26 protein-coding genes are annotated in these 25,352 nt (G+C 36.5%); 18 read left to right on the top strand and 8 right to left on the bottom strand.

The genetic code is table 11. The features are described from left to right. Positions 1–61: 61 nt before the first annotated feature. The 10 genes from JEP71_RS02235 to lhgO all read left to right on the top strand — a co-directional run bounded on the left by JEP71_RS02235 (position 62) and on the right by lhgO (position 9,401). On the top strand, positions 62–490 hold the full coding sequence (locus JEP71_RS02235; protein WP_198619967.1) for a PPC domain-containing DNA-binding protein: 429 nt from the start codon (positions 62–64) through the stop codon (positions 488–490). Between the two features lie 77 nt (positions 491–567). Continuing rightward, the gene (locus JEP71_RS02240) at positions 568–1,149 is read left to right on the top strand and encodes an ECF transporter S component (RefSeq protein WP_109372201.1); all 582 of its coding nucleotides are present in this window, start codon (positions 568–570) and stop codon (positions 1,147–1,149) included. 2 nt (positions 1,150–1,151) lie between these two features. After that, positions 1,152–1,853 (top strand): energy-coupling factor transporter transmembrane component T, encoded by a 702-nt coding sequence (locus JEP71_RS02245; protein WP_198619966.1) that lies wholly within the window; start codon positions 1,152–1,154, stop codon positions 1,851–1,853. Further along, positions 1,847–2,689: an energy-coupling factor ABC transporter ATP-binding protein gene (locus tag JEP71_RS02250; RefSeq protein WP_198619965.1), complete on the top strand. Its 843-nt coding sequence runs from the start codon at positions 1,847–1,849 to the stop codon at positions 2,687–2,689. Before JEP71_RS02245 ends, JEP71_RS02250 begins: the two co-directional genes overlap by 7 nt. Further along, the gene (locus JEP71_RS02255) at positions 2,676–3,476 is read left to right on the top strand and encodes an energy-coupling factor ABC transporter ATP-binding protein (protein WP_198619964.1); all 801 of its coding nucleotides are present in this window, start codon (positions 2,676–2,678) and stop codon (positions 3,474–3,476) included. Before JEP71_RS02250 ends, JEP71_RS02255 begins: the two co-directional genes overlap by 14 nt. A gap of 78 nt (positions 3,477–3,554) precedes the next feature. Further along, complete coding sequence (locus tag JEP71_RS02260) at positions 3,555–4,067, top strand: DedA family protein (protein ID WP_198625686.1); 513 nt, start codon at positions 3,555–3,557, stop codon at positions 4,065–4,067. Between the two features lie 387 nt (positions 4,068–4,454). Beyond that, the gene (locus tag JEP71_RS02265; protein ID WP_109372195.1) at positions 4,455–5,489 is read left to right on the top strand and encodes a TAXI family TRAP transporter solute-binding subunit; all 1,035 of its coding nucleotides are present in this window, start codon (positions 4,455–4,457) and stop codon (positions 5,487–5,489) included. 12 nt (positions 5,490–5,501) lie between these two features. Beyond that, positions 5,502–7,469 carry a TRAP transporter permease gene (locus tag JEP71_RS02270; protein WP_109372193.1) on the top strand — a complete coding sequence of 656 codons (1,968 nt, stop codon included), beginning with the start codon at positions 5,502–5,504 and terminating at the stop codon, positions 7,467–7,469. Further along, on the top strand, positions 7,470–8,183 hold the full coding sequence (locus JEP71_RS02275) for a FadR/GntR family transcriptional regulator (protein WP_109372191.1): 714 nt from the start codon (positions 7,470–7,472) through the stop codon (positions 8,181–8,183). A 15-nt stretch (positions 8,184–8,198) separates the two neighbouring features. After that, positions 8,199–9,401, top strand: a complete 1,203-nt coding sequence (gene lhgO / locus JEP71_RS02280; protein ID WP_198625687.1) for an L-2-hydroxyglutarate oxidase — start codon at positions 8,199–8,201, stop codon at positions 9,399–9,401. Positions 9,402–9,470: 69 nt separating this feature from the next. Here the strand turns inward: lhgO and JEP71_RS02285 are convergent, their stop codons facing one another. Further along, a complete protein-coding gene (locus tag JEP71_RS02285; protein ID WP_198625762.1) occupies positions 9,471–10,349 on the bottom strand; it encodes a LysR substrate-binding domain-containing protein in 879 nt (292 codons plus the stop codon). A 171-nt stretch (positions 10,350–10,520) separates the two neighbouring features. Here JEP71_RS02285 and bla point away from each other — a divergent pair, with 171 nt between their 5' ends. After that, a complete protein-coding gene (gene bla / locus JEP71_RS02290) occupies positions 10,521–11,417 on the top strand; it encodes a class A beta-lactamase (protein ID WP_198620031.1) in 897 nt (298 codons plus the stop codon). A 179-nt stretch (positions 11,418–11,596) separates the two neighbouring features. After that, entirely contained in the window at positions 11,597–11,821 is a 225-nt protein-coding gene (locus tag JEP71_RS02295) for a hypothetical protein (protein WP_198625688.1), read from the top strand. A gap of 103 nt (positions 11,822–11,924) precedes the next feature. On the opposite strand, the gene JEP71_RS02300 is transcribed toward JEP71_RS02295, so the two are convergent. Next, complete coding sequence (locus tag JEP71_RS02300) at positions 11,925–12,389, bottom strand: Lrp/AsnC family transcriptional regulator (RefSeq protein WP_023582027.1); 465 nt, start codon at positions 12,387–12,389, stop codon at positions 11,925–11,927. A 161-nt stretch (positions 12,390–12,550) separates the two neighbouring features. Here JEP71_RS02300 and JEP71_RS02305 point away from each other — a divergent pair, with 161 nt between their 5' ends. Then, positions 12,551–13,162: a LysE family translocator gene (locus JEP71_RS02305; protein ID WP_198625689.1), complete on the top strand. Its 612-nt coding sequence runs from the start codon at positions 12,551–12,553 to the stop codon at positions 13,160–13,162. A 57-nt stretch (positions 13,163–13,219) separates the two neighbouring features. Here the strand turns inward: JEP71_RS02305 and JEP71_RS02310 are convergent, their stop codons facing one another. Both JEP71_RS02310 and JEP71_RS02315 read right to left on the bottom strand, forming a co-directional pair. Continuing rightward, positions 13,220–13,789 carry a HutD/Ves family protein gene (locus tag JEP71_RS02310; protein WP_198625690.1) on the bottom strand — a complete coding sequence of 190 codons (570 nt, stop codon included), beginning with the start codon at positions 13,787–13,789 and terminating at the stop codon, positions 13,220–13,222. Between the two features lie 114 nt (positions 13,790–13,903). Beyond that, positions 13,904–15,319: an aminotransferase-like domain-containing protein gene (locus tag JEP71_RS02315; RefSeq protein WP_198619958.1), complete on the bottom strand. Its 1,416-nt coding sequence runs from the start codon at positions 15,317–15,319 to the stop codon at positions 13,904–13,906. A 136-nt stretch (positions 15,320–15,455) separates the two neighbouring features. Here JEP71_RS02315 and JEP71_RS02320 point away from each other — a divergent pair, with 136 nt between their 5' ends. The 5 genes from JEP71_RS02320 (at position 15,456) to JEP71_RS02340 (ending at position 20,220) form a co-directional block, all read left to right on the top strand. After that, complete coding sequence (locus JEP71_RS02320; RefSeq protein ID WP_198625691.1) at positions 15,456–16,790, top strand: cytochrome ubiquinol oxidase subunit I; 1,335 nt, start codon at positions 15,456–15,458, stop codon at positions 16,788–16,790. Then, complete coding sequence (gene cydB, locus JEP71_RS02325; protein ID WP_198625692.1) at positions 16,780–17,787, top strand: cytochrome d ubiquinol oxidase subunit II; 1,008 nt, start codon at positions 16,780–16,782, stop codon at positions 17,785–17,787. Before JEP71_RS02320 ends, cydB begins: the two co-directional genes overlap by 11 nt. Beyond that, the gene (locus JEP71_RS02330) at positions 17,768–17,929 is read left to right on the top strand and encodes a DUF2474 domain-containing protein (protein ID WP_109372179.1); all 162 of its coding nucleotides are present in this window, start codon (positions 17,768–17,770) and stop codon (positions 17,927–17,929) included. The genes cydB and JEP71_RS02330 overlap by 20 nt, the downstream gene beginning before the upstream one ends. Before the next feature lie 669 nt (positions 17,930–18,598). Next, a complete protein-coding gene (locus JEP71_RS02335) occupies positions 18,599–18,982 on the top strand; it encodes a DUF805 domain-containing protein (protein ID WP_198619954.1) in 384 nt (127 codons plus the stop codon). Between the two features lie 392 nt (positions 18,983–19,374). After that, positions 19,375–20,220, top strand: a complete 846-nt coding sequence (locus JEP71_RS02340; RefSeq protein ID WP_198625693.1) for a siderophore-interacting protein — start codon at positions 19,375–19,377, stop codon at positions 20,218–20,220. Positions 20,221–20,308: 88 nt separating this feature from the next. On the opposite strand, the gene JEP71_RS02345 is transcribed toward JEP71_RS02340, so the two are convergent. Genes JEP71_RS02345 through JEP71_RS02360 form a run of 4 tightly spaced genes read right to left on the bottom strand, consistent with a single transcriptional unit; the run spans position 20,309 to position 25,337 of the window. After that, positions 20,309–21,001: a fimbrial biogenesis chaperone gene (locus JEP71_RS02345; protein ID WP_232797456.1), complete on the bottom strand. Its 693-nt coding sequence runs from the start codon at positions 20,999–21,001 to the stop codon at positions 20,309–20,311. Positions 21,002–21,026: 25 nt separating this feature from the next. Further along, a complete protein-coding gene (locus tag JEP71_RS02350) occupies positions 21,027–22,106 on the bottom strand; it encodes a fimbrial protein (protein ID WP_198619951.1) in 1,080 nt (359 codons plus the stop codon). Between the two features lie 11 nt (positions 22,107–22,117). Beyond that, positions 22,118–24,631 carry a fimbria/pilus outer membrane usher protein gene (locus tag JEP71_RS02355; protein ID WP_332872258.1) on the bottom strand — a complete coding sequence of 838 codons (2,514 nt, stop codon included), beginning with the start codon at positions 24,629–24,631 and terminating at the stop codon, positions 22,118–22,120. Positions 24,632–24,644: 13 nt separating this feature from the next. Further along, positions 24,645–25,337: a fimbrial biogenesis chaperone gene (locus tag JEP71_RS02360; RefSeq protein ID WP_198619950.1), complete on the bottom strand. Its 693-nt coding sequence runs from the start codon at positions 25,335–25,337 to the stop codon at positions 24,645–24,647. Positions 25,338–25,352: the final 15 nt, after the last annotated feature.

The following is a 25,352-nucleotide window of genomic DNA, read 5'->3' on the forward strand; positions in this document are numbered from 1 at the left end:
TTAGTGCTTACAATAACCATAATAAATTAAATATAGACATTCAGTTATTAGGATAATCACCATGCCACACACCTCATTACTTTATTCCAATTCTCGATTTATTCCACTTCGCCTTCTCCCTAATGAAGATGTGATTATGGCATTACGACAGATGATTAAAGAACAAAACCTGAAATCGGCATTTATTGCAGGTTGTGTGGGCAGTTTAACAGATGTGGTATTACGCTTTGCAGGACGTGAAGAAAATCGCTATCTTACGGGTAAATTTGAAATTGTTTCACTAATTGGAACATTAGATGACCAAGGTGAACATTTGCATTTAGCGGTTTCAGATGAAAATGGATTAATGTGTGGTGGACATATGATGCCAGGTTGTACAGTGCGCACAACGCTAGAACTCGTTATTGGTGAGTTAGAGCAAGTGACTTTTAGCCGTCAGCCTTGTGAACACTCTGGTTATGAGGAGTTGGTCATCACACCGCGTAAATAGCCTTTTTATAAAAAGAGCGTTATTGATGCAGAATAATAAAACCAATAGTCACTATCCTTTGTAAAGGTTTTTAAACTATGTCTACAACTCCTCTAATTTCGAGCCGTACTCTTGTGCTCATTGTTGTTTCTATTGCAATAAATATGATCGGTGGTCAAATCACCTCAATGGTCAAACTTCCTATCTTTTTAGACTCCATCGGCACGCTTATCTGTGCCTTATTAGGTGGTCCATGGGTTGCATTATTTACTGGATTATTAACCAACCTGTTATGGGGATTAATTAGTGGCCCAATGGCTGCTGCATTTGCACCTGTTGCCATGATGATAGGATTAAGTGCAGGTTTATTAGCGCGTGCTGGTGGTTTTCGTTCATTAACTCGAGTTATTGGCTCAGGTATTATTATTACTTTAGCGTTAATGATTGTCGCTGTTCCAATTCGGACTTATTTATTTGGTGGTGCCACAGGCAGTGGCGCAGATTTCTTTGTCGCTTATTTTCATGCGGTTGGTGAAGGGCTTATTGAATCTGTTGCAATTACTGTTTTAGGTGCAAATCTCGCCGATAAAATATTATCAGCAATTATTGCTTGGTTATTAGTACGTCAATTACCACAAAAAACACAACGCAACTTCCCTGCAATGGCTAAGGTTCGCTAATAATGCATCCCTTTACCTCATTGGCATTATGGCTTTGGCTAAGTGCCAGTGTGCTGTTTTTATCATTAAGCTTACCACTGCTGATAATTAGCAGTGGTACTTTTATTAGCTTATTACTTTGGAAAGCCTCTCGCTGGCGTTGGCGCCTTATTGCATGGTTGATGATCCCTATGGCGATAGGCCTATGGTTAGTTCATAGCGGTTGGTTTGCTTATTGGTTAACAGGTGGCATTTTAGATACCAGTAAACAAGCTATGGCAATAACGCTATGGCTAAGATTATTAGCAATAATAAGCGGTGCTCAATTGTGGTTGCAGTACACTTCAACCGAACAATTTATTAGAGCCTTATTTGCTAGCCGTCTACCTATGAGTCTTTCCTATTTATTAGCAGGGCCTTTGTTACTTGTAGAACAATTACGCCAACAGTTACACAATATAAGAGAAGCACAATTAGCACGAGGTGTACCTCTTGATGGTTCATTCTGGCAACGTCTAATAACATTGCCTGCTATTGTCTTGCCACTTATTAGCCATGTATTAAGTGATTTAACTATTCGTAGCGCTGCATTAGATATGCGAGGATTTCGTATTATTGCAAAACGTACCACGCTTTCTCCCCCTGTCGATACACCACTACAAGAGATGTTACGCTATTTTATTTTACTGCTTATCTTTGTTGAAGGAGCTATTTGGCTATGGTAATAAATCTTCAGCAATTTAGTTTTACTCCTAAAGACGATGAGCAACCTATTATTGGCCCTATTGATCTACAATTAAAGCAAGGAGAATGGCTTGTTGTTTTGGGAGGAAATGGCAGTGGAAAAAGCCTTCTTGCCCAACTACTAGCAGGTTGGCATCCCGATTTATTAACAGGCTCAGTGCAAGGCTTGGGAATTGTACAAAATATTGCTCTGGATAAAAGCCGATTAGTATCACTAGCCCCCGGTAGACAACTCGTTCAACAATCTCCTCAATTACAACTTTCAGGTTGTGCTTTTACAGTAGAGCAAGAGATTGCTTTTGGCCCTGAAAATTTGGGGTTAAGTGATAATGAAGTTCGATTTCGCGTAAAAGAAGCAATGATATTAACGCAATGTGACAGCCTTCGTTTCCGCCACCCTTCTACACTGTCAGGCGGAGAAGCGCAGCGTGTAGTCATTGCAAGCGCTCTTGCCATGCACCCTAAATTATTATTGCTTGATGAAGCATTTAGTCGTTTAACACCAAATGCAACACAACAATTACAGCAACGCATTAAACGGTACGCACAAGAGCACACATGTAGTGTGATTATTTTTGAACGCAATTTATTGCCTGCAATAACACTTAGTGAACAATTTTTATTGTTAGAAGCAGGAACAATAAAAGCAGCAGGTGCTTTAAAAGATATATTTCCTTTCTTATTTACAACAATTAATGCTCCTGATGCATGGTTAGCTTTAAATTGGTTAGTCGAAAACCATCATTGGAAAAAAAATATTGTAAATAACGATAAGGCCTTACTTAAGGCTTTTAAGGAGTTTTATGTTACAGCTTGATAAAGTGACTTATCGTTGGAGTGAAGATGTTCCACCGTGTATTTCTCAATTATCTTTAACATTAAATCAAGGTGAATGGATAACACTCGTTGGTGATAATGGTGCGGGTAAATCAACACTATTACGTTTAATTGCAGGATTGTTAACGCCTAATGAAGGTGAGATAAAACTCAATAATCAGTTATTATCTCAAATGAAAGCACAGCAACGTGCTCAATATATTGGTGTATTATTCCAAGAGCCTGAACGACAAATATTTCATAACACCGTAGAAAAAGAAGTTTCTTTTGGCTTGAAACAACGCAAGTTTTCTAAAGAAGAGATTAAAAAACGTTTGGATGAAACATTAATGCTTTGCGGTTTAAGCAATGTCGCTGATGTTCATCCTTTAGATTTACACGCAGGTCAACGTAGAATGGTTGCCGTTGCAAGTTTGAGTATTCTATCCCCCAAAATATTACTACTTGATGAGCCGACTCGCGATTTCGATGCACATTGGCTAACATGTTTTGAGAACTGGCTTCAGATACAAAAAACATTAGGTACATCTGTTCTTGCGATTAGCCATGATCTTGATTTTACGGCACGTCATTTTCAGCGGGTTATCCATTTATCATCAGGAAAATTAATTGCTGATGGTGCTCCTGAAAGTGTATTAATGAGCTCAACGTTGCAATCCCTTTCAGATATACCCGCACCTACGTTATACTCATTAAGTCAGAAATTAAAATTACCAATAAAAAACAGCCCTGTTGAATGGGCTAAAATGTTAATTAAGAATAAATAGAAATCATAATATTAGCTCATAATAATCTTAAGACTTATCTCTATTATTATCATTTATTTTGCTGCTGGAGATAATTAAATGGAAATCTTTCACATGGTATTAGACTCATTGAGTCACTTATCTCCTATTACCCTATTCTTATCTATTATCTTAATCACGGCTGGAAAATCGACCATCGGTATTTCTTCATTTTTGCCACCAGCATCTTTGATGTTGTTCTTTATTTTCGGTGCCTGTTTACCACTTTACTCCCCGATATTTCTTTGGTTAGCAACCAGTCTTGGTGCCTTATTAGGTTCAATTTTAAGCTATGAATTGGGGTGTTCAATTTATCGTTTTCCTCGTCTTAAATTGTGGGTTAAGCGTTATCAATCAAAAATAAATCGAGTTCAACAGTTATTAAAAAATAAAACGTACTATATTTTGTTTATTTCTCGATTCTTAGCTGTCTTTCGTTATTTAACACCCTTTAGTGCAGGCTTATTAAAATTACCTGCTTATGGTATTTATATCACTAGCGCTATTTCTGCATTGGTGTGGTCTGCAATGTTTATTCTAATTGCAACAGGAGTGCTCTCTATTGCATTATAGGAATACTGATTAATCCTTAATTTTACTTATTTTCTTAATTCTCAAACTCATCTATTTTCACTTTTTTTCGCAAAATTGTTTAAATTTCTACCAACTTCTCTTTTTTTCATTTTATTTTTTATTATCGATAAATAGGCTATTTTTTAGCTCATTTATCGTTTCCCTAGCAAGTTATTGATATTTTCTTTTGTGTTTTATGACTATCACCATAATTATGATTAAAAATTGCATAATTACTATGTTGATCACAAATTGTTATTTTCTTGTTTAAATTTCATTACGCCACCTCACAATTCTTTAACTTTCTTGTTTTCTATAAAAGTTGTCATGTTGTATACAAGTTAGTGTGAAACATTCACCTGCGTTTTTATGTACAGGAACAACATCATGAGAATAAGAAAAACAAAGCTTGCCATCGGTATTGTTGCTGTTATTGCTGTTGTCTCATTAGCAGTAATCGGCAAAAAAGAGAATGCGAATAAACAATTTCTCTCTGTAGCAACCGCTTCAACAGGAGGAACGTATTATCCGATGGGAGTGGGTTTAGCAAACGTATGGAGTACACATCTTAAGGACAGAGGTGTTCAAGTAACAGGACAATCTTCAGCGGGATCAATAGAAAATATCTATTTAATGCAGAAAAATGAAGCTCAACTTTCAATTTTACAAAGCCTTTTAGCCGTAGAGGCTTATGAAGGGGTGCGTAATTTTGAAGGCAAACCAGAAAAAGATCTGCGTTCAATTTCTATGTTATGGCCTAATGTTGAGCACTTTGTTTTAATGGATAACAAAGTAAAAACGGGCACATTAGAAGATATTCGCGCGACTAGCTTTTCTGTGGGTCCTCAAGCCAGTGGTACTGAACAATCCACGATTATTATTCTTCAAGGCGTGAATTTAACTAAAAAAGATATCACACCTGAATATCTTGGATATGGCGATACCGTTTCTGCCATGCGAGATGGCCGCCTTGATGGTGGTGCATTACCTGCTGGGGTGCCAGCTTCTGCGGTAACTGATATGTACGCAAGTGGTGTCAGTGCAAAATTACTCGAAGTCACGGATAAGCAACTTGATGATATCAATCATGTAGCGAATTCATGGTTTCGTTTTGAAATCCCCGCCAACACCTACCCTCGTCAAACTGAAATGGTCAATACGATTGCTCAACCTAATATCTTAATGACCACAACCAGCATTGATAATGATCTGGTTTATGAGTTGACAAAAACTATGTTTGAGAACCTTCCAGAGGTTCACCAAGTTCACAGCGCAGCCAAGTACATCACCACAGAAAATGCATTAAAAGGTGTTTCTGTACCATTACATTTAGGGGCTTACCGCTACTACAAAGAAATCGGATTAGAGATCCCTGATTATCTTATTCCACCAGAAGCTCAAACGCAGACTAATAATAAATAACAGGAGTGAGTTATGACTAATAATGACCACCTAACTCCGGTAGAGCCACCTGCATTAGATAAAGAAGCAAGCTCCGGCAATCGCCAACTTGCAGGTATTTACCTGAAAATTACCACGACTCTTGCAATATTAATTTCGCTTTACGCTATTTATTCCAACGCATTATCAAATACTCAAGAATTTTACCGTAATACTATTTTTCTTAGTGGTATTTTAATTTTAGGCTTTATTCTGTTTCCATTCTCTAAGCGTTTTTCAACGCCTAAATTTAATGGATGGGATTATCTTTTTATTGCTTTAACATTAATCAGTTATGGATATTTTTTCTTTAATTACGTCGATCTTCATGTTGTAAGAAAAAGTATTCCCAACACTACCGATTATGTCATGGCAATACTGGGTATTATTGTACTGTTTGAAGCAGCAAGAAGAACCACTGGGTATTTCATTCCAGGGCTTGCAACTTTTGCCATTATCTATGCTTTATTTGGTCAGTATTTTATGGGTATTTTCGGTCATGCCGGATTTTCTGTAGAAAGATTGTTATACCGTTTATTTATGACCAGTGAAGGTATTTTTGGGATCACCCTTTCAACAGCCTCGACAGCGATTGTTGTCTTTATTCTTTTTGGATCGTTCTTAAGTGTCAGTGGCGCAACAGCCCTGTTTAATGACTTAGCACTTGCTCTTGCGGGTCGTCGCCGAGGTGGTCCTGCTCAAGTCGCTGTTATTTCATCCGCATTAACAGGTTCATTAAGTGGAAGTGCTGTCGCCAACGTAGCAACAACGGGGACTTTTACCATTCCTTTAATGAAAAGCATTGGATTAACGCCTCGCTTTGCGGGTGCCGTAGAAGCAACAGCATCAACAGGCGGTATGATAATGCCACCTATTATGGGTGCTGCCGCATTTATTATGGCGGGCTTTTTAGGCATTTCTTATACCACTATTGTTATTGCAGCGATTATTCCAGCGTTGTTATATTACGCAGCTTTAATTATGGCGATTGATATCGAAGCCAAAAAACAAGGATTAAAAGGTTTAAGTAAAGAGAATATTCCACAAGTTAAAGCGGTATTAAAAGCGCGTGGTTTATTATTACTACCTTTAGTTATTGTTATTGGCACTTTATTAGTGGGTAAAACACCTATTTATGCAGGCTTCTTAGGTATTCTGACCATTATTGTCGCAAGTTGGATAACGCCTGATAAATCAGTCCGTATGACATTAACTAAAGTAGCTGACGCCTTAGCGGAAGCGGCTCGTGGATCTGTTCAAGTGACTGTCGCTTGTGCTGCAATCGGTGTCATCATCTGTGTTGTGACAATGACAGGTATCGGTGCAACATTGGCATTCAATATCGTCTCAATGACAGATAACACATTATGGATGATCTTATTAGTCGTTATGCTAGTGTGCATTGTATTAAGTATGGGTTTACCTTCAACGGCGTTATATATTGTCGTAGCCGTTACAGTGTCACCTATCTTAATTAAAGCGGGTGTTATGCCTTTAGCGGCTCACTTCTTTGTTTTCTGGTTCGGAGCTTTATCCAATATTACACCACCCGTAGCATTAGCAAGTTATACCGCGGCCAGTATTGCTAGAGCTGATCCAATGCAAACATCATGGGATGCGGTTCGTTTAGCACTTCCCGGTTTTATTATTCCGTTTATTTTAGTCTATAACCCTGCTTTACTGATGCAAGGTGATAATTTAGGTGTACTTTCAATTGGATTAATGATTATTAGTGCATTAATCGGAATTTATGCACTCAGTATCGCAACGGCAAACTTCTGGATGATTAAAACAACATGGTTTGAGCGTATTGCATTTGCAGCAGCGGCAATTCTAATGATTAAACCGGGCTTATATACCGACCTTTTAGGTGTCGCCTTGATCCTATTAACGGGTGCATTCCATTTATTACGGTCTAAAAAACAGTTAGCCAATATGGAGCATGCATCTGGAGAAAACTAGATGATACAAAAGATCTCACGCCAAAAAGCGTCGCATCAAATTCTTGAGCAGATAAAGCAAAATATTAGTAACGGGACTTACCCTATTGGTGAAAAGTTACCCTCTGAAAATGTACTTGCTGACGCCTTTGGTGTCAGTCGAGTTCCCATCAGAGAAGCATTAGGTGTCTTAGAAGCCAGTGGCATAGTAACTTCACGCCAAGGGGGTGGTCGCCGTGTAATTGACCATTCTATACTCAGTAAATATGAACCATTGGTAATGGAAATTGCTTGCCCTGAAGAGATAGATTCACTGCTCGAAATGCGTGAGGTCATTGAACATGAAGCGGCAGCTATTGCCGCTTTACGTCGAACACCAGAAGAATTACGCGCTATCGAAAACGCCCACGATGCCTTTGTTTTAGCAACAAGACAGAACAAAAGTATTGGTCATAAAGAGGACTATCAATTTCATCGTTCTATTATGGTTGCCTCTCATAATTCTTTTTTTGTCCAGATCTTAGATAACTTACACGAACTCTACCTTGGCGTATTAATGTATTCGCTAAGTAAAAACAAAGGACGAGATACTGAAATTGAGCGAGTGATTGCGGAACATGAGGCAATTGTCGAATCAATACGCCAACAAGATCACGATGAAACAAGCCATAGAATGCGTCTTCATTTAACCAATGTACGTGGCAAATTAAAGCGATTACAACAAGAACCCTGTTAATTTAAAATTTATAAAATGGATAATATTATGGCTTATGACGTGATTATTATTGGTGCGGGATTAGTTGGATTAGGGGTTGCAAGTGCGCTACAAGAGAGTCAACCTGAGCTGAAATTGCTAGTGATTGATAAAGAGTCAGGCCCTGCTGCTCACCAAAGTGGGCATAACAGTAATGTTGTTCATTCCGGTATTTATTACACACCAGGGAGCCTTAAAGCAAGGCTGGCAAAACAAGGCAACATTACGACATATGCGTTTTGCCAACAACATAATCTCTATTATGATCGTTGTGGCAAAGTTATTGTTGCTACCAATGAAAAAGAGTTAAAAGCGTTAGAAAATATCTATCAACGTGGCATTGAAAACGGGCTTGAAGTTATCAAAATGACTGAATCTGAACTTAAAGTCAGAGAACCTTATGTCAATGGTATCGCGGCTCTATTAGTTCCTGATGCAGGTATTGTGAATTACCCTGAAATTGCAGCAAAACACGTTGAAATTATTCAATCACGAGGCGGTGAATTTGCATTTGGACAAACGGTGACAGCAATTAATGAAACCGATGATACTGTTACTGCCACAACATTCAATAATCAATTTACAGGTAAATGGTTGATTAATTGCGCCGGCTTATTTAGTGATCGTATTGCTAAAATGGCAGGTTATGACACAGGAATGAAAATAGTCCCATTCCGTGGTGAATATTTTATGATTAATGCTAATAAAAACTACTTAGTAAACCATCTTATCTACCCTGTTCCTAATCCTGATTTTCCTTTCTTAGGTGTACACTTTACGCGTATGTATAACGGGCATCGTGATGTTGGACCTAACGCAGTATTAGCATTTAAGCGTGAAGGCTATAAAAAAAGTGATATTAACTTAAAAGATCTCACTGAAGTGCTGACTTATAAAGGATTTTGGAAAATTGCTGGAAATTATTTAGGTGAAGGAATGGCAGAGCTTCGCCGCTCATATTCACGTAAATTATTTACTGCAAATGCACAGAAACTCATTCCTGATTTACGTGAAGCAGATATTCATCCAGGTCCTGCGGGTGTTAGAGCCCAAGCGTTAACTCGTGAAGGGAAATTAGTAGATGATTTTCATTTTGTAAAAGGCAAACGCTCGCTGCATGTTTGTAATGCTCCATCACCTGCTGCAACCGCATCTATTGAAATAGGCAGAGAAATAGTAAAAGAGCATTTTTCTTTGTAATTGAAAAAATATATGCAAGTAAAAACAACAAATGGCACTGAGATTAATCAGTGCTTTTTTATTTTTATATCATTCACTGATTTCTTTTAGCGCTTCATTCATTAGCCATTGCTGAAATATTTCCATTGATGCTGTCATTGGCTTTGATTTTAAATATGTTAGCCAATATTTTCCCAATTCAACTTCTATGTTAAAGGGTTGTACTAACTGACCATTTTTAATTTCTCTTGAAAACATTTTTGCGGGTGCTAATGCAACACCCCCTTCATAAATTGCGCTTTCAATCATTAAGCGTGAAGAGTCAAAAATAGAGCCTGTTATTTTTATCGGCGGCATCTTTGCTTTTTCAAACCATTGTAACCACTCATCTTCTCGATAAGAGCGATATAAGTTTTCATTTATTAAATCTGTCGGATGTTGTAAACGTTTCGCTGTATCTGATGAACATAACACCGTTAATGGCGCAGAAAATAACGCTTTATTATGTGTCAATGGCCATAAACCTTCACCGAATCGAATCGCAAAATCTAATCCTTCAGTAGCCAAATTAACCACATTATTATTTGTTCTTAAATTTAATTCGATTCTTGGATATAACTGCCTAAATTCAGCTAATCTAGGTAATAACCATCCCACCGCAAATGTGCCAACAGCCGCAATTGAAACAACATCGCGATATTCACCACGTTCAAATTGCTTAAATACACGCTCAATATCACTAAAAGCCGTTGTTAACACAGAAAATAAAATCTGGGCATCATCCGTCATTTCTAAGCCACGGGGTAAACGCTTAAAAAGAATAACGCCAAGTCGCTCTTCTAACATTCTCACTTGTTGGCTAACAGCACCTTGAGTGACATACAGCTCTAATGCCGCTTTGGTGAAATTAAGGTGCCTTGCTGAAGCTTCAAATGCACGTAATGCATTTAGGGGAAGATGAGTTCGCATAATATTTTTAGCCATTAGATTTTCTATAGGCTAAGGTGATTTATTATCGATTGTCAATAAATCAATTAAATAGGATATTGCACCTCATAAATAAACGGCTCTATATCTACTCAATAACTGTCTATTTATATTGATATTTTCTTTATTAACTTAATATGAGCAACAATGACTATGTTTAAAACAACATTTCGCCAAACAGCGACGATTGCAGTTTCATTAATATCTCTATTGGCATCTCCAATGTTATGGGCTAACACCAATAATACGATTGAAGAGCAATTAAGTACGCTTGAAAAATATAGCCAAGGTCGTTTAGGTGTTGCTTTAATCAACACGGAAGATAATTCACAAATAACATATCGCGGTGAAGAACGTTTTGCGATGGCAAGTACAAGTAAGGTTATGGCTGTTGCGGCAGTTTTAAAAGAGAGTGAAAAACAAGCGGGATTATTAGATAAGAATATTACAATTAAAAAATCCGACTTAGTTGCTTACAGCCCTATTACAGAAAAACATTTAGTAACAGGAATGTCTTTAGCTCAATTAAGTGCTGCTACGTTGCAATATAGCGATAATACAGCAATGAATAAAATCTTAGATTATTTAGGTGGTCCAGCCAAAGTCACTCAATTTGCACGTTCAATTAATGATGTAACTTATCGCCTAGATCGTAAAGAGCCTGAATTAAATACAGCAATTCATGGTGATCCTCGTGATACGACTTCTCCAATTGCTATGGCTAAAAGCCTTCAAGCATTGACATTAGGTGACGCATTAGGTCAATCTCAACGTCAACAGCTTGTTACTTGGTTAAAAGGCAATACAACAGGTGATCACAGTATTAAAGCGGGTTTACCAAAACACTGGATTGTTGGGGATAAAACTGGCAGTGGTGATTATGGTACGACTAATGATATCGCCGTTATTTGGCCTAAAAACCATGCACCATTAATTTTAGTGGTCTATTTCACACAACAAGAACAAGATGCAAAATACCGTAAAGATATTATTGTGAAAGCCACAGAGATTGTAACAAAAGAATTTTCCAATTTATCTCAAAAAAAATAAATTTCTTTATTGATAATCTAAACAGGAAATTAAATATAATAGAGCTACTTATTAGCTCTATTATTACAAGAGTACACGGAACAATATAAGTAAAATAACTTAAAGATAAAAAATTAGACTGTAATAAATAAGCCTAATATACTTAATTCTATTAAATGGATTTATTTTAAGGAAGTAAGATGTCCGATTTTTTTGAGTTAATTGGTGAGTTATTATCGTGTGCAGGTCAAATAACTCTTACACAGATCAGACTTTGTATCGTCACTCTTACAATATTAATGTTAATTATCGTCTCTTTATGTACTTGGTCATTTGATATCTATTTTATTGGTGCATCATTATTTATTTGTATGTTGCTTTATACACCAGAAATATATCGTTTTATTAAAAGCTGGATAATTTAACTTATAGTTATAAAAAAGCCTCCGTTAACTTTAACTAGAGGCTTTCTCGACTAAGAATATCGTGTGATAATTTAAAATCAACTAAACCTAACTGTTTAGAAAATTAAAGTGGCAAAGCAAAACTCACTTTTACCGTTTCCATTGGTACTTCTGTTTTTATACTTTGGATGCTTGGAATTTGTGTTAAATAATCGGCATGGAAGCGACGATACGTTGCTAAATCTTTCGTCACAATTCGAATTAGCGCATCGCATTCGCCTGCCATTAAATGACACTCAACCACTTCAGGTAATACCTTGATAGCCTTTACAAATTCTTCAATAGTTTCAGCATCTTGTGCTCTAAACCAAATTCTTGCAAATAAAGATAACCCTGCATCAACCTTACTACCATCTAATACAGCAACATAACGAGTGATCACACCAGATTCTTCAAGTAAACGCACGCGACGAAGACAAGGAGAAGGTGAGAGTCCAACCTCTTTTGCCAGCTCAATGTTCTGGATTTTGCCATCACGTTGAAGCACCTGCAAAATATGTTTATCTATCTTATCTAATTTTATTGACATCAAAGATTAACCTTAATTCTATTTATGGAATTTTATTGCCAATTAATTCTTTTTGTTAGCAACAAAGCAACCCGATTTTTTCGAAAACATCATATAATCTTTCCGCTAAATTTCACAGCAAAAACGATATTTCTCTTAAACTATCTCTATCAGGTGAAAAGATGGAATTTAACACTTTATTATTATTCGCATTAACGGTTCTACCGCTTATCTGCACACCTGGGCCCGATATTCTTTTTATCTCATCTCAAGGGCTATCAGGCGGTATGAAATCTGCATGGGTTGCCAACGCTGGCGTTATATCAGGCTATTTAACCCATGCATTACTAAGCGCATTAGGGCTTGCCGCCTTAGTGTCAGCACCACCCATTTTATTTCATTTACTCAAATGGGTTGGTGTGTTTTATATCAGTTATCTTGCAGTCAAAATGTTGATATCCGCCTGCAAAAAAGGTCAATTAGCCCTCAATGCCTCAAAAACCTCACACTTATTTCGTAAAGGTTTTTTAACCAGTTTTCTTAATCCTAAAGGACTATTAGTTTATCTCGCTATTTTACCAAACTTTATTGATAATCATAATGATATCGCAACACAATCATTGCTGTTATCTGGGATATTTATCACGACTTGCTTAATTATTTATGGTTTGCTCGGCACCTTTTTTGCTTATATTGGCTTAAAAGGCGGTTTAAGTGAAAAACGTCGCCGCTATAACGATGGCATCGCGGGTGGATTACTCACATTTGCAGCAATTAATCTGGCTTTAAATTAGCCTTAATCCTAAGCACTATTTATTATTCTAATCAGAATTTGACCACAAGAATGCCCTCTATTTAAGTGGTCGAATATCTGCCCATAATAATTGACAGTTTGCGGTTAACGGTCTTATTTCACCTTCTCGAATATCAGGTAACCACCAAGCCCCCTGTCCTTTTGATAAACTCTGGCAAGTCGCGCCAATTAAAGTCCATTCACCTTGAGTGACATAAATTAACCCTGCATGAGAACTAGGTAAAATAAGCGGTTGTGTTATTAAGGTCGTCTCTGCTTTCCAACATGTCCGACGCACCATAATATTTAGACACTTTACGCTGCCTTTAATAAGTTCAGATTTAACAGGAATATCACCTGAAAAATCAAAAGGCTGATAAGAGTCAGTAACGGAATGATTAAGAAAACCAGGGCTATTTAAATTGATGCCATTACCTTCTAATAGCACTATTTGCCGTTCAATGTCAGGAAACTGTCCTAATGAGCTATTCTCTTCGATAGAGGTTAAACACGCTCGCCATGAAAAATCATTATTAACTGGCCAGCACACAATTTCTTGCGTTGTGCCTTTTTGATTATTCCATGATATAAACGGTAACTCTTGTTGATCAAAACAACGTAGCTTCATTGTATCCTCCTTCAATATCTGGCTATCAGTCTGATAATGAGGTTAGGGATCAATCATTGGAGATTACCGTCAATAAATCAATAGTTAACTTTTAAAAATGTGCGCTGGCGTCAGCTATTTACGTCGTAATTTTCTGCACCCTTCTCCAATAATTTCCATTCCTTTTTCAGTACGACTATTCCATTGAAAAGAAGAGTTTAAACGAAATGCATGATTAAATTGAGAGCTGGTGGAAAACATTGAACCTGGCGCAATACTGACACCTCGCTCTAATGCAAAATGATAGAGTTTATTCGCATCAAATGTTGATTCAAATTCTAACCAGAGAAAATATCCTCCTGATGGAATATTCACTTTTACATCTTCTGATAAATGCGTTTGTATCGCTTGTAACATACGATAACGCCTTTGTTCTAATAATAATCTTAATCGGCGAAGATGCGTATCATAGCCACCTTGTGACAAATAATCGGCAATAGCTTGTTGTGTTGGCATACTCGCAGATACTGTACTCATCATTTGCAACTGCTGTATTTTTGTTGCATGTTTTCCAGCTGCAACCCAACCCACACGAAATCCCGGTGCAAGGCATTTAGAAAAAGAAGCGCAATGTAAAACGCTATTTGTTTTATCAAAACCTTTTACTGGCATAGGTGCTTTCTGGCTGTTATAGAGTTCGCCATAGACATCGTCTTCGATTAGCGTTATCTGTTTCTTCGCTAATATATCCACCAGCTTTATTTTATTTTCATCAGGCATTGTTCCACCTAATGGATTTTGACAATGACTCATCAACCAACAGGCTTTAATATCGTATTGCTCAACCACTTTTTCGAGTTCATCTAAACAAATTCCTGTTACTGGATCTGTTCTAATGGCAATCGCTTTTAATCGTAAACGCTCGATGGCTTGTAATGCACCATAAAATGCAGGTGATTCAATCACGACCCAGTCACCCGGTTCGGTAACGGCTTGCAAACTAAAACTGAGTGATTCCATTGCACCAGCAGTAATCACAATTTCATCTGGAGAGACATGAATTCCTTGTAATGCATAGCGTTGCGCAATGTTACGGCGTAACTTTTCATTTCCCGGTGGTAGATTGATCACTGAACTTTGAGGCGCTAAATGCCTTGCAGCAGAAGCCAATGCGCTACTTAATTTAGGCTGAATAAATAGGCTGGGATCGGGGAAAGCGGAACCAAAAGGAATAATTTCAGGATCTTTACACGCTTGAAGTACATTGAAAATAGAGGTGCTAATTTCAACATTTTCACTCATGTGTAGCCCTTTGCTAGCGGTTACTTGACCGAAACGGTTATTACGATGTGCAACGTAATAACCTGATTGTGGTCGCGCTGTTATCCATCCTTGGCTTTCTAATAACTGGTACGATTGTAAAACAGTCATTAAACTTAAACCTGATTGTTTCACCGTATCCCGCAATGAAGGTAAACGGTCGCCAGATTGCCAGATATTATCTTCAATTTGTTGGCGTATTTGCGATGCAAGCTGTTCATATCGAGTCATATAAAACTGTTTACCTCAAAACTGTTATAGTCATTTTTAAACTTATTGTCACTATTATAGCTTACTGTCATATGGTCTACTAATCCACACGTTTTACCTGCAATTTACATTTTTATATCAATAAAACGAGGTTTTTATGCTTGGGTTAAGTGCCTTTGATTTGGCGCGTATCCAGTTTGCGTTCACAGTTTCTTTCCATATTATCTTTCCCGCAATTACGATCGGACTGGCTAGCTTTTTAGCCGTATTGGAAGGTTTATGGTTAAAAACTCGCAATAAGGATTATTTAGCGCTATTCCATTTTTGGTCAAAAATATTCGCTGTTAACTTTGCTATGGGCGTTGTCTCTGGTTTGGTTATGGCCTATCAATTTGGAACCAACTGGAGCTTTTTCTCTGATTTTGCTGGCTCAATTACAGGCCCTCTACTCACTTATGAAGTACTTACCGCTTTCTTCTTAGAAGCTGGTTTCTTAGGTGTGATGCTGTTTGGCTGGAATAAAGTAGGTGAAAAACTTCACTTTTTCGCAACCTGTATGGTGGCATTAGGTACATTAATGTCTACGTTTTGGATCTTGGCTTCAAATAGCTGGATGCAAACACCGCAAGGATTTGAAATTATAAATAATCAAGTCGTTCCGGTAGATTGGATCGCCGTTATTTTTAACCCATCGTTCCCTTATCGCCTTGCTCATATGGGTGTTGCAGCTTTCCTTGCTTCCGCCTTCTTTATTGCTGCATCTGCTTCATGGCATCTGCTCAAAGGCCATAAAACATCTGCAATGAAAAAAATGCTTTCAATGTCTTTATGGATAATTTTAATTTTAGCACCAATTCAAGCACTCATTGGAGATGTTCATGGTTTAAACACCTTAAAACATCAACCCGCTAAAATCGCCGCTATTGAAGGTCACTGGGAAAATGAACCAGGAGAAGCAACACCGTTAATTCTCTTTGGTGTGCCTGATATGGATGCTGAAGAAACGAAATATAAGATAGAAATTCCTTATCTTGGCAGCATGATCTTAACTCACAGCTTAGAAAAACAAGTTCCGGCATTAAAAGAGTTTCCTAAAGAAGATCGACCAAACTCACTTATCGTCTTCTGGTCTTTCCGCATTATGGTTGGCCTTGGGATGTTAATGATTTTAGTTGGTGTATGGGGAACTTGGCTGCGATATAAAAAGAAACTTTATGAATCTAAAGCTTTCTTACGCTTAACTTTCTTAATGGCGCCTTCGGGTCTTATCGCTATTCTTGCTGGTTGGTTTACAACAGAAGTAGGACGTCAACCTTGGGTTGTTTATGGCGTACAACGAACACGAGATGCCGTATCTGCACATGGCGAAATGCATATGAGTATAAGCCTGCTGATCTTCTTAGTTGTTTATGGGTCTGTATTCGGTATTGGATATGCCTATATGTTAAAACTAATCCGTAAAGGTACACCGGAGGTTCATCATGGGAATTGATTTACCAGTTATTTGGTTCATCATTATCGTATTTAGTACGTTAATGTATATCGTAATGGATGGTTTCGATCTTGGTATCGGTATGCTTTATCCATTTATTAAAAGTGACCAAGATCGTGACTTAATGATGAATACTGTTGCCCCTGTATGGGATGGTAACGAAACATGGTTAGTCCTAGGTGGAGCTTCATTATTTGGTGCCTTCCCATTAGCTTACGCGGTTATTCTTGATGCCTTGGCAATGCCTTTAACCTTAATGCTTGTCGCATTAATTTTCCGTGGTGTCGCTTTTGAATTTCGTTTTAAAGCAGATGACAGTCATAAAGGCTTTTGGAATAAAGCATTTATCTTTGGCTCTATCTTAGCCACCTTTATGCAAGGTGTTGTCGTGGGTAGCGTTGTTCAAGGTTTGCCGGTTGTTAATCGCGCCTTTGCGGGTAGCTATTTTGACTGGTTATCCCCTTTTGCACTCTTTTGTGGATTTGGATTAGTTATCGCCTATTCATTATTAGGATGTGGCTGGCTGATTATGAAAACCGAAGGTCATTTACAACAGAGTCTATATAAGGTCGCTAAACCTCTCACACTCATTATGCTTGCAGTCATTGCAGCCGTCAGTGCATGGACACCATTAGCGCAACCTGCAATTGCTGAACGTTGGTTCACATTACCAAATCTGTTCTTCTTTTTACCTGTTCCTCTTTTAGTGTTGTACAGCACTTGGTTAATTTTACGCTCAGTGAAAAAACAAGGACATTACCTTCCTTTCTTTGGTGCGCTGGCTTTAATTTTCTTAGGCTTTGCAGGATTAGGGATAAGCATTTGGCCTAACATTATTCCACCTGCAATTGGTTTTGTAGAAGCATCTGCACCACCAGAAAGTCAAGGGTTTATGCTAGTTGGCGCATTGTTTATTATTCCAATTATTCTCGTTTACACATTCTGGAGTTATTACGTTTTCAGAGGAAAAACAAATTATGAAGAAGGTTATCACTGATCCACAAATACAAAGTAAACCCTCATTATTAAAAAAATGGGGATGGTTGATTACAATTTGGTTTTGTAGTGTTTTAGCCTTATTTGCTGTGTCTTCCCTCTTCCGTTTTTTAATGACGTTAGCCGGAATGAAAGTCAAGTAAAGGCAAAGTACATACAGCAATATAATTAACTAGCGCCGAATACGGTAAGCTATAAAATAGAAATGAAGTAAAGAAAGGGCTGAAGTTATCTTCAGCCCTTTCTTTACTTAAGATAGTGGGTTACCGTGTAATGTCATTAAAACTTAACCTATTCTTATTAGAATGCTCTTTTAACAGCTAATTTTATATAAATAATTTTTTTATAAAAGAAAATACAAAAACAAATATTTTTATTCTTCCATGATTAACTAAATTTAAATCAAACTCCTTGATAAAATCATTTTAAATACATCATTTTTGATTAACAATAAGAGATAAAATCTTTTTTATGCATGTATTACGATAAATAAAAATATAAATAATCCTATAAAAAGCCTTCTTCTCTAGAAATAAGATAGAATGAATGTTGAATTAGGCTTCCAAAGTAATTATGATATCGGCGCCTAGAGGATCCATATCTGTATTATTCTATAAAGACACGCTGAATGTGTCATTCAGGTATGCTCATATGATTAATTCAAGAATTAAATCCACACCCTATTAAAAGTGTGGATATGGATAATATCTGTTCAAAATACATATTTTGATAATTTAGATTTATCTTAATTGCTAAGAAAGATCTCTTACACTAGGCTTACGTATTGTTGCTACTAAATTAAGGATGAAGTCATGAATTGGTATTTGGAAGTCATTAAAAATAATTACGCTAACTTTTCAGGCCGAGCTCGCAGAAAAGAATATTGGATGTTTACTCTAGTAAATACCATTATTATTACTGTTCTATACGCTATTTTAATTTCATCAGTAGATATGAATACAGGTGAAATGAGTTCACTAGGTTCAATTGCAGGTATTATTATAGGTATTTATTCTTTAGCAATTATCATACCTAGTCTTGCAGTGACTATTCGTCGTTTCCACGATCAAGATAAATCAGGTTGGATGTTCTTACTTGCATTTATTCCTGCTGTTGGTGGATTAATTGTTTTTGTCTTTATGTGCCTTGAGGGTACTAAAGGTGACAACAGATTTGGTCCAGATCCAAAAGCTTAATCTAGTGCTGAATTAATATGACAATACAGTGAGTATACCTACTATTAAGTTTACTCACTGTATTAATTGATTTTCCTTCCTTTGTTACAACCATCTGAAAATATTCCTTCGTTAAAAAAAGAGCACCAATTCACCGCCCTCTGTATTGTAATTTAGTATTTTTATTTATCTCTGACTTTTTAATTAATGCCTTAGAGTTATTACATTAAGCTTATTACATTGATTTTTAAGTTTTTTTCTTTATTGTTAATTTGAACCTAATCACTAGACATAAGTAAAAAATACGCATTCGTTTACTAAATCAACGTTAATTTTGATAATGACTATCATTATTAATTGAAAATGATAATATCTACGTCAATAAAACAATTAAATGAGTCAGGTAAAAAAACGTGAGTAACAAAAAAACACCTCAAGAAAAGAGTATTTATAAACCAGCGCCTCCTCGCCTAGTTCAAGTAAAGCGCATTACTGATGTTACACCGGGAATGCGTTGTATCACCTTTACGAGTGATGATTTAAATACTTACCCAGCAGATACTGCGGGGGCACATTTAAAAATATTCTTACCTTTAGAAGGCCAAGTTAAACCAACAGTCCCAGGCTTTTCTGAAAAAGGCCCTAAATGGCCTGAAGGTGAACCAAGATCGATTGTACGTACTTATAGTGTTCGCGCTATTCGCCCTGAACAAAAAGAGTTAGATATTGAATTTGCAGTACATAACGATGCAGGCCCCGCTATTCATTTTGCGCTAAATGCTAAGCAAGGCGACTATATTGGGATCACTAATCCAGGTGGCCCTGAGCCTTTATTAGCACCAGCGTCACATTACTATATGGCAGCAGATCCAAGTTCATTACCTGCTTTAATGGCTTTAATTGAAGCCATGCAGCCTAATGTTCAAGGGAAAGTCGTTATACGAGTAGAAGACGAAACGCATCGCCAAGAAATTAAACGTCCTAGTGGCTTAGAGATAATCTGGTTAATTGGTTCTGTTGAAGAACAAACTCAAAACTTAATTAATGAATTTATGTCGTGGGAATTACCTGCTGAAGATGTGGCATTTTGGATTGCAGGTGAAGACAAAATTATTCGTGCATTAAGACGCCATATTCGTCGTGATAATGGTTACGATCGTAGCTTGATTTATGCCGTTCCTTATTGGCGTTTTGGTTATGACGAAGAAGGCTATCATGCTGAACGTCACCATGTTATGGATAACGAAGATGTAAGCTAAGCGATAAATTAAAGGCTAATCGTTGACTGTACAGGCTGCATATTAATTTCATTAATAATATGCGGCCTTTTTTATTATACAAATATAATTAATGTATATTCTTCTTATCTTGCTGATAGTTTCCATCATCATCGATATAGATAACAGTAATTACTTGGTTCATATCAGTTTGCTTTTGATATTGAATGTGCTGTTTTGCAAAAGGAGCAACCATAATGGCATTTGTTAATAGTGCTTCTTTATCATTAAAATACATCTTCGAAATTGTAAAGTAATAAGCTGTAGGGTTATTTATTTCTAAATATTCTCCATTATGAGTTATCCCTATTTTTTTAAAAACATCCTCGGTGGTTAACTTAAGTTGTGCTGGACGATAAAAAAGTTTAATTCGTGTTTGCAATGCTAATTGTAATGTACTGAGGTTTTCTTTATTTTCTGGTTTAGGTGCAATATCTAATACATTTAAATAAAAAACAGATTCTCTATCTTTGGGTAACCTGTTTTCTAATTGTTGTATTTTTAATTGTAATCCACCATTTGCAGTTATTTTTGCCATAGGTGGAATAACAATAAAAGGTGCTGTTGTCGTTTCTGGTGTGGACGCAATATTCCCTTCATCTACCCAACTCTGTATTAATGTCGGCTGTTCACTTCGATTAAAAACTTGCAACGATATTATCGATTTATCGGCAGAAAGTATTAAACGAGTGCGCTCAAGCACCACACTTGCATAAGTAAAATGTGTTATCAACATGGATAATAGAATTAAAACACCTTTCATTTTCGCTTCCATTTTTTATGGCTTATTAATCGTAAGACATCACAAGTGTTGCCGCACTTGTCATTTTTCCTTGAGTGACTGAATTAATATTATAAGGATAATAATAAGCGCCCATATTTATCGAAAATGCAGAGGATATGGTGCCACCTTGATTAACACTAAAAATACTAGTCGCACTACCTTGTGTATTAATATTGTCAGATAAAATAAGCGGGCTTGCGGTGTTATCACTTTTTACGACACGGAATCCAACACCACCTGCACCTTGTGCTGTTGTGTTGGTTAATACGGTTTTATCCGTTGCCAATAAATTCTGGCTTGATAAAAACATATTAATATTACGTGATGCTTTTGAACCGCTCAAAAAATCTTGGCATGTAAAATTTAATGTAAAAGGGGTATATCCTGCTTTATCTACCGTTTTTGCATCTTTTACGCTAATTAACGGCAATGAAACAATTAAACCTGCATTAGAAAAATTACATGTTGTCATTACAGGATTATATGTAATTTGCATTGGTTGTAAGAAAATATCGTTTTGATCAACCGGCCACTGCCACGTTAATAAAAATTGAACTAATTTAGTGACAATATTCAATAACCATTGAACAAGCCCCAAACTTGATGCATCAGAGGCTAAAATAACGGGTGTAACAATTGCTGTACTGCCACTGACTTCAGTGTAGTTGGTCGAAGGTTTACTACTTAATAACGTAAATTTCAATGTAAAGTTAGTATCTAAATCTGAAGCAGGATGTGTTCCCGCTGGAATATTCGTTACGTTATCTTTTTCTAATGACGTTAACGTAATAGAAACAAACTGCTTACCACCATTAAAACCAATTGTTCCCGTCCGTCCATCATTAAAAGGTGAAGCGATACCTACTGTATTAGGAAATAATAATCCTCTTGCTGTACATTTATATGTACCTGGAAATGTTGTTCTACTCGATTTTGTGATCGTTGTTGAAGTACTATTTAAATCCGCAGATAAATCAAAATTAACGTTGGGTGCAGTAATAGTGCTATCGGGTTTACAGTTAGCGATTGCCTGCTGGCTTATTGTTCCTAATAGCATTAAAAATATAAAGGCAGATGATTTCATAAGACTTTCCTTTATCGACAGATATTACTATTTTTATCCATCGTATTAACTAAATGATTAATCACACACTCTGTTTTTCCTGCCTCATTTAATTTAATCGAGACAGAAGAAGGTAACGCATCACTTTTTAAATAAAGTACACTCGATTGCCCAACATAACCGATACTCTGTTTCTTATTATTTAAAACTTCAGTACCAAAAGGTAAGCTTTCATCATTTTCTAAAGAAGCTCTGATAATGAACGTTTTGCGCTGATCCGTGGTTAATGTGAGATGATTAACAGCACCTAAATAAGGCGTAACATGCGTTATATTTCCTAAAACTTCTGCATTCGATGGGTATTCTGTATTTGTTAATATATAAGTATTCGTTCGATAAGGGATCGTATTCGCGACTAAAACAACACCTTGATTATTGGTTAATGTCGCTTTATTCCCATTAACCATCATATTATTCGCCATAGGCGCTTCAATAATAGTATAAGTTTTTCCAGTATCCCCAGAAAACGCAATATGACTAGGTATAGCAACAATAGTTCCTCGGGTTCCCAGTCCACCTTGACGATAATTATTTGCTTCAGTATAAGAGGCAGATAAAGTGCTATAAGGATGGCGATAGCTCACATTAGCACCGACTAAATTATTCCCACCCGTCTGATTAGAGCCTGTTAAGGTATAATTAACCAAGTCATCTTTACCTGCTGTTCCGCTCATACTCAATGTAGATTGCTGATAGCGTGAATCAGTGGCATAAACCGAAGTATTAATATTTGCTCTTTTATCAAAGAATGAAATGGGCACACTGACGTTTAAATAATAACGAGTTTCTTCTTTATTATCGTAATTTCTTAATTTTGATACCGAAAGATTATAAGCAATATCTTTATAGTTATTTGAATAACCTAATTGATACTCTCGATTACTCTCATCAGTATTCCAATAATTTCGATGCGTTCCTGAAAGGAAAATAACACCTCGCTGGCCGCCTAAATATTGATTAAGGTTTATGGTAAACGTATTTTTTGCTCTAGAGCCGCGTAGTGCATCAAATGTTGTGAGATCTAAATCAGATGCAGCATTATTATTTCCCTGCTGTTGAGCAAGATCATTTTGATAATCTTTCCAAGCTTGGTAATTATCATGAGAGTAAATTGAGTCCACAAAGCTATAATAATCACGGGTAGAGTAACGATAAGCCGCCAGTGTTAAATTAGTTAGTGTGGCATCCATATATTTGCTATATGCAAGACGAAAACTTTGCCCTGTTTTTTTGCCTGTTTGTAGATCTGCACTTGCATGAGTTATATCGGCAGAAATCGCCCCAAATTTGAAATTCCAACCACTACCAATCAATGCCGAATAATAGTCTTCACTGGCAATTCCTCCTGCATAAAGCGTAACAAGGTTATTTAGTCCATAATGAAATTCACCTTGCGCAAATTTAGGTCGGTAATCGGTATTATTAATACGTGATTCCCCCACCATCACGTTATAGCGATATACACCTTCTTTTAGCATATCGGGAACGGCTGAAAATGGCACAGTAAATGACTCTCTTCTGCCATCCGCTTCTTGAACCACCACTAACAGATCACCACCACCAGCTGTTGGCTGAATATCACGAAAAGAAAATTCACCAGGGGGCACATTCTCTTGAAAAACTAAGTTTTCGTTTTGATAAACACTCACTAATGCGTTTGTTTGTGCAACGCCACGAATAATAGGTGCAAACCCTTGACTTGAATTAGGTAGCATTCCCATTTCGGTTGCCAATGAAGCGCCTCTAAATGAAATACTGGTAAAGAGTGCGGCTGGTGTATAAAAATCACCTATCGTTAATCCTGCTGTTATCTGGCTTAATGCTTTATAGATATAGCGAGTATTATTTTTCCATTGGCTTTTACCATGAGAATAATAAGTGTAGTTAGACTCGTCTCTAAACTGCCATGCCCCAAAGTTAATTCCTGAATTAATATTGGCAAAAAAGCTCTCGTTATTACTCTTATTCCCTTTTTTCTCTTTATAGTTATAGTAATTTAAATTATAAGATAAAATCAGTGCTGAAATACCTTGTTCCCAATAACTGGGATCAACATATCCCACTTCTGATTGTTTAACAGAAATCTGAGGTGCTGTGATATCCAGTCTTAATTTATTAATATCTAATGTTGAAGCAACTCCCGTCGCCAATTCATTAGATAAAATTGTTTTTTGCTGTGCTATTTTTTGCTTTGCCGACAAAGATAGATTTAAACCTAACTTATTTACATCATCCGACTCAAAACTAATCCCTGTATTATTTCCTAGCACATTGACTTCAAATTGCCCTTTCCACACCTGATTGACATACACATCAACAAGTTGCTTTCCTTCAGGTACTTTATCATCAATATAAAATCGTGAAATATCGCCATGCTTTGATTTTCCAACTAATAAAGATGTGTCAAATCCCTCTGCATACAGATTTTGAGTATAATTTTGTATTCCTAAAAAAATAAGAACTGAGAGGTATTTTGAATTATTCACGATGTTATCTCTATTAGAGTTTAATATTCTGTGATTTATAAACACCAAAATCATCAACATAAATAACAACAGCGGAATTACTTTTTAATTTATTAATTAAAGGTAACTCACGAGAAGATAACGGAGGGATCATTTCAGAATCGACAAGCGTAACACGAGGTGTCTCTTGTGTAGAAATCGAGGCTATCGTGAAATGATACTGTGAGTTATTTTTAACTAAAACTTTATCACCATTTAATTGATAAGTTATTTTCTCATTAACAAGTTCTGGCTTATCAGTTAAATCTTTAGGACGATAAAAAACTTTAATTCGTGTTTTCATCGCTAATTGCAAATAGCTTTTTCCTTTTAATGCTTCGGCATTTTCTGGAATATCGAGAATATTTAAATAGTATACCCGTTCAACATTTCCTGATAATTTTTCATTAGAATTTTTTATTCTTAATGTCTGACCTTGCCTACCTGCTATTTTTACAATTGGTGGATATAAATAAAAAGGAGAGTTTGCATCTTCAGGTGTGGAGTTTATATCACCATCATCTATCCAACTTTGCACAAGTGAAGCTAAATCACCATTGTTGGTTAACTGAAGATTAACACTATCGGTTCCTTCATAATAAATAACTCGTGTACCATTAATAATAATATTAGCAAATACACTCGTTGGTAATATCAATGCCATTAAAAAAACGATTAACTTTTTCATTATAAACATCCTAAA

The sequence above is a fragment of the Proteus sp. PR00224 genome (genome assembly GCF_016238105.1).
GTDB lineage: Bacteria > Pseudomonadota > Gammaproteobacteria > Enterobacterales > Enterobacteriaceae > Proteus.

What these genes read in the sequence shown, in the direction of transcription:
- JEP71_RS02235 (WP_198619967.1), top strand. Translation starts at nt 62, where the DNA reads ATGCCACACACCTCATTACTTTATTCCAATTCTCGATTTATTCCACTT.
- JEP71_RS02240 (WP_109372201.1), top strand. Translation starts at nt 568, where the DNA reads ATGTCTACAACTCCTCTAATTTCGAGCCGTACTCTTGTGCTCATTGTT.
- JEP71_RS02245 (WP_198619966.1), top strand. Translation starts at nt 1,152, where the DNA reads ATGCATCCCTTTACCTCATTGGCATTATGGCTTTGGCTAAGTGCCAGT.
- JEP71_RS02250 (WP_198619965.1), top strand. Translation starts at nt 1,847, where the DNA reads ATGGTAATAAATCTTCAGCAATTTAGTTTTACTCCTAAAGACGATGAG.
- JEP71_RS02255 (WP_198619964.1), top strand. Translation starts at nt 2,676, where the DNA reads ATGTTACAGCTTGATAAAGTGACTTATCGTTGGAGTGAAGATGTTCCA.
- JEP71_RS02260 (WP_198625686.1), top strand. Translation starts at nt 3,555, where the DNA reads ATGGAAATCTTTCACATGGTATTAGACTCATTGAGTCACTTATCTCCT.
- JEP71_RS02265 (WP_109372195.1), top strand. Translation starts at nt 4,455, where the DNA reads ATGAGAATAAGAAAAACAAAGCTTGCCATCGGTATTGTTGCTGTTATT.
- JEP71_RS02270 (WP_109372193.1), top strand. Translation starts at nt 5,502, where the DNA reads ATGACTAATAATGACCACCTAACTCCGGTAGAGCCACCTGCATTAGAT.
- JEP71_RS02275 (WP_109372191.1), top strand. Translation starts at nt 7,470, where the DNA reads ATGATACAAAAGATCTCACGCCAAAAAGCGTCGCATCAAATTCTTGAG.
- lhgO (WP_198625687.1), top strand. Translation starts at nt 8,199, where the DNA reads ATGGATAATATTATGGCTTATGACGTGATTATTATTGGTGCGGGATTA.
- JEP71_RS02285 (WP_198625762.1), bottom strand. Translation starts at nt 10,349, where the DNA reads ATGCGAACTCATCTTCCCCTAAATGCATTACGTGCATTTGAAGCTTCA.
- bla (WP_198620031.1), top strand. Translation starts at nt 10,521, where the DNA reads ATGTTTAAAACAACATTTCGCCAAACAGCGACGATTGCAGTTTCATTA.
- JEP71_RS02295 (WP_198625688.1), top strand. Translation starts at nt 11,597, where the DNA reads ATGTCCGATTTTTTTGAGTTAATTGGTGAGTTATTATCGTGTGCAGGT.
- JEP71_RS02300 (WP_023582027.1), bottom strand. Translation starts at nt 12,389, where the DNA reads ATGTCAATAAAATTAGATAAGATAGATAAACATATTTTGCAGGTGCTT.
- JEP71_RS02305 (WP_198625689.1), top strand. Translation starts at nt 12,551, where the DNA reads ATGGAATTTAACACTTTATTATTATTCGCATTAACGGTTCTACCGCTT.
- JEP71_RS02310 (WP_198625690.1), bottom strand. Translation starts at nt 13,789, where the DNA reads ATGAAGCTACGTTGTTTTGATCAACAAGAGTTACCGTTTATATCATGG.
- JEP71_RS02315 (WP_198619958.1), bottom strand. Translation starts at nt 15,319, where the DNA reads ATGACTCGATATGAACAGCTTGCATCGCAAATACGCCAACAAATTGAA.
- JEP71_RS02320 (WP_198625691.1), top strand. Translation starts at nt 15,456, where the DNA reads ATGCTTGGGTTAAGTGCCTTTGATTTGGCGCGTATCCAGTTTGCGTTC.
- cydB (WP_198625692.1), top strand. Translation starts at nt 16,780, where the DNA reads ATGGGAATTGATTTACCAGTTATTTGGTTCATCATTATCGTATTTAGT.
- JEP71_RS02330 (WP_109372179.1), top strand. Translation starts at nt 17,768, where the DNA reads ATGAAGAAGGTTATCACTGATCCACAAATACAAAGTAAACCCTCATTA.
- JEP71_RS02335 (WP_198619954.1), top strand. Translation starts at nt 18,599, where the DNA reads ATGAATTGGTATTTGGAAGTCATTAAAAATAATTACGCTAACTTTTCA.
- JEP71_RS02345 (WP_232797456.1), bottom strand. Translation starts at nt 21,001, where the DNA reads ATGAAAGGTGTTTTAATTCTATTATCCATGTTGATAACACATTTTACT.
- JEP71_RS02350 (WP_198619951.1), bottom strand. Translation starts at nt 22,106, where the DNA reads ATGAAATCATCTGCCTTTATATTTTTAATGCTATTAGGAACAATAAGC.
- JEP71_RS02360 (WP_198619950.1), bottom strand. Translation starts at nt 25,337, where the DNA reads ATGAAAAAGTTAATCGTTTTTTTAATGGCATTGATATTACCAACGAGT.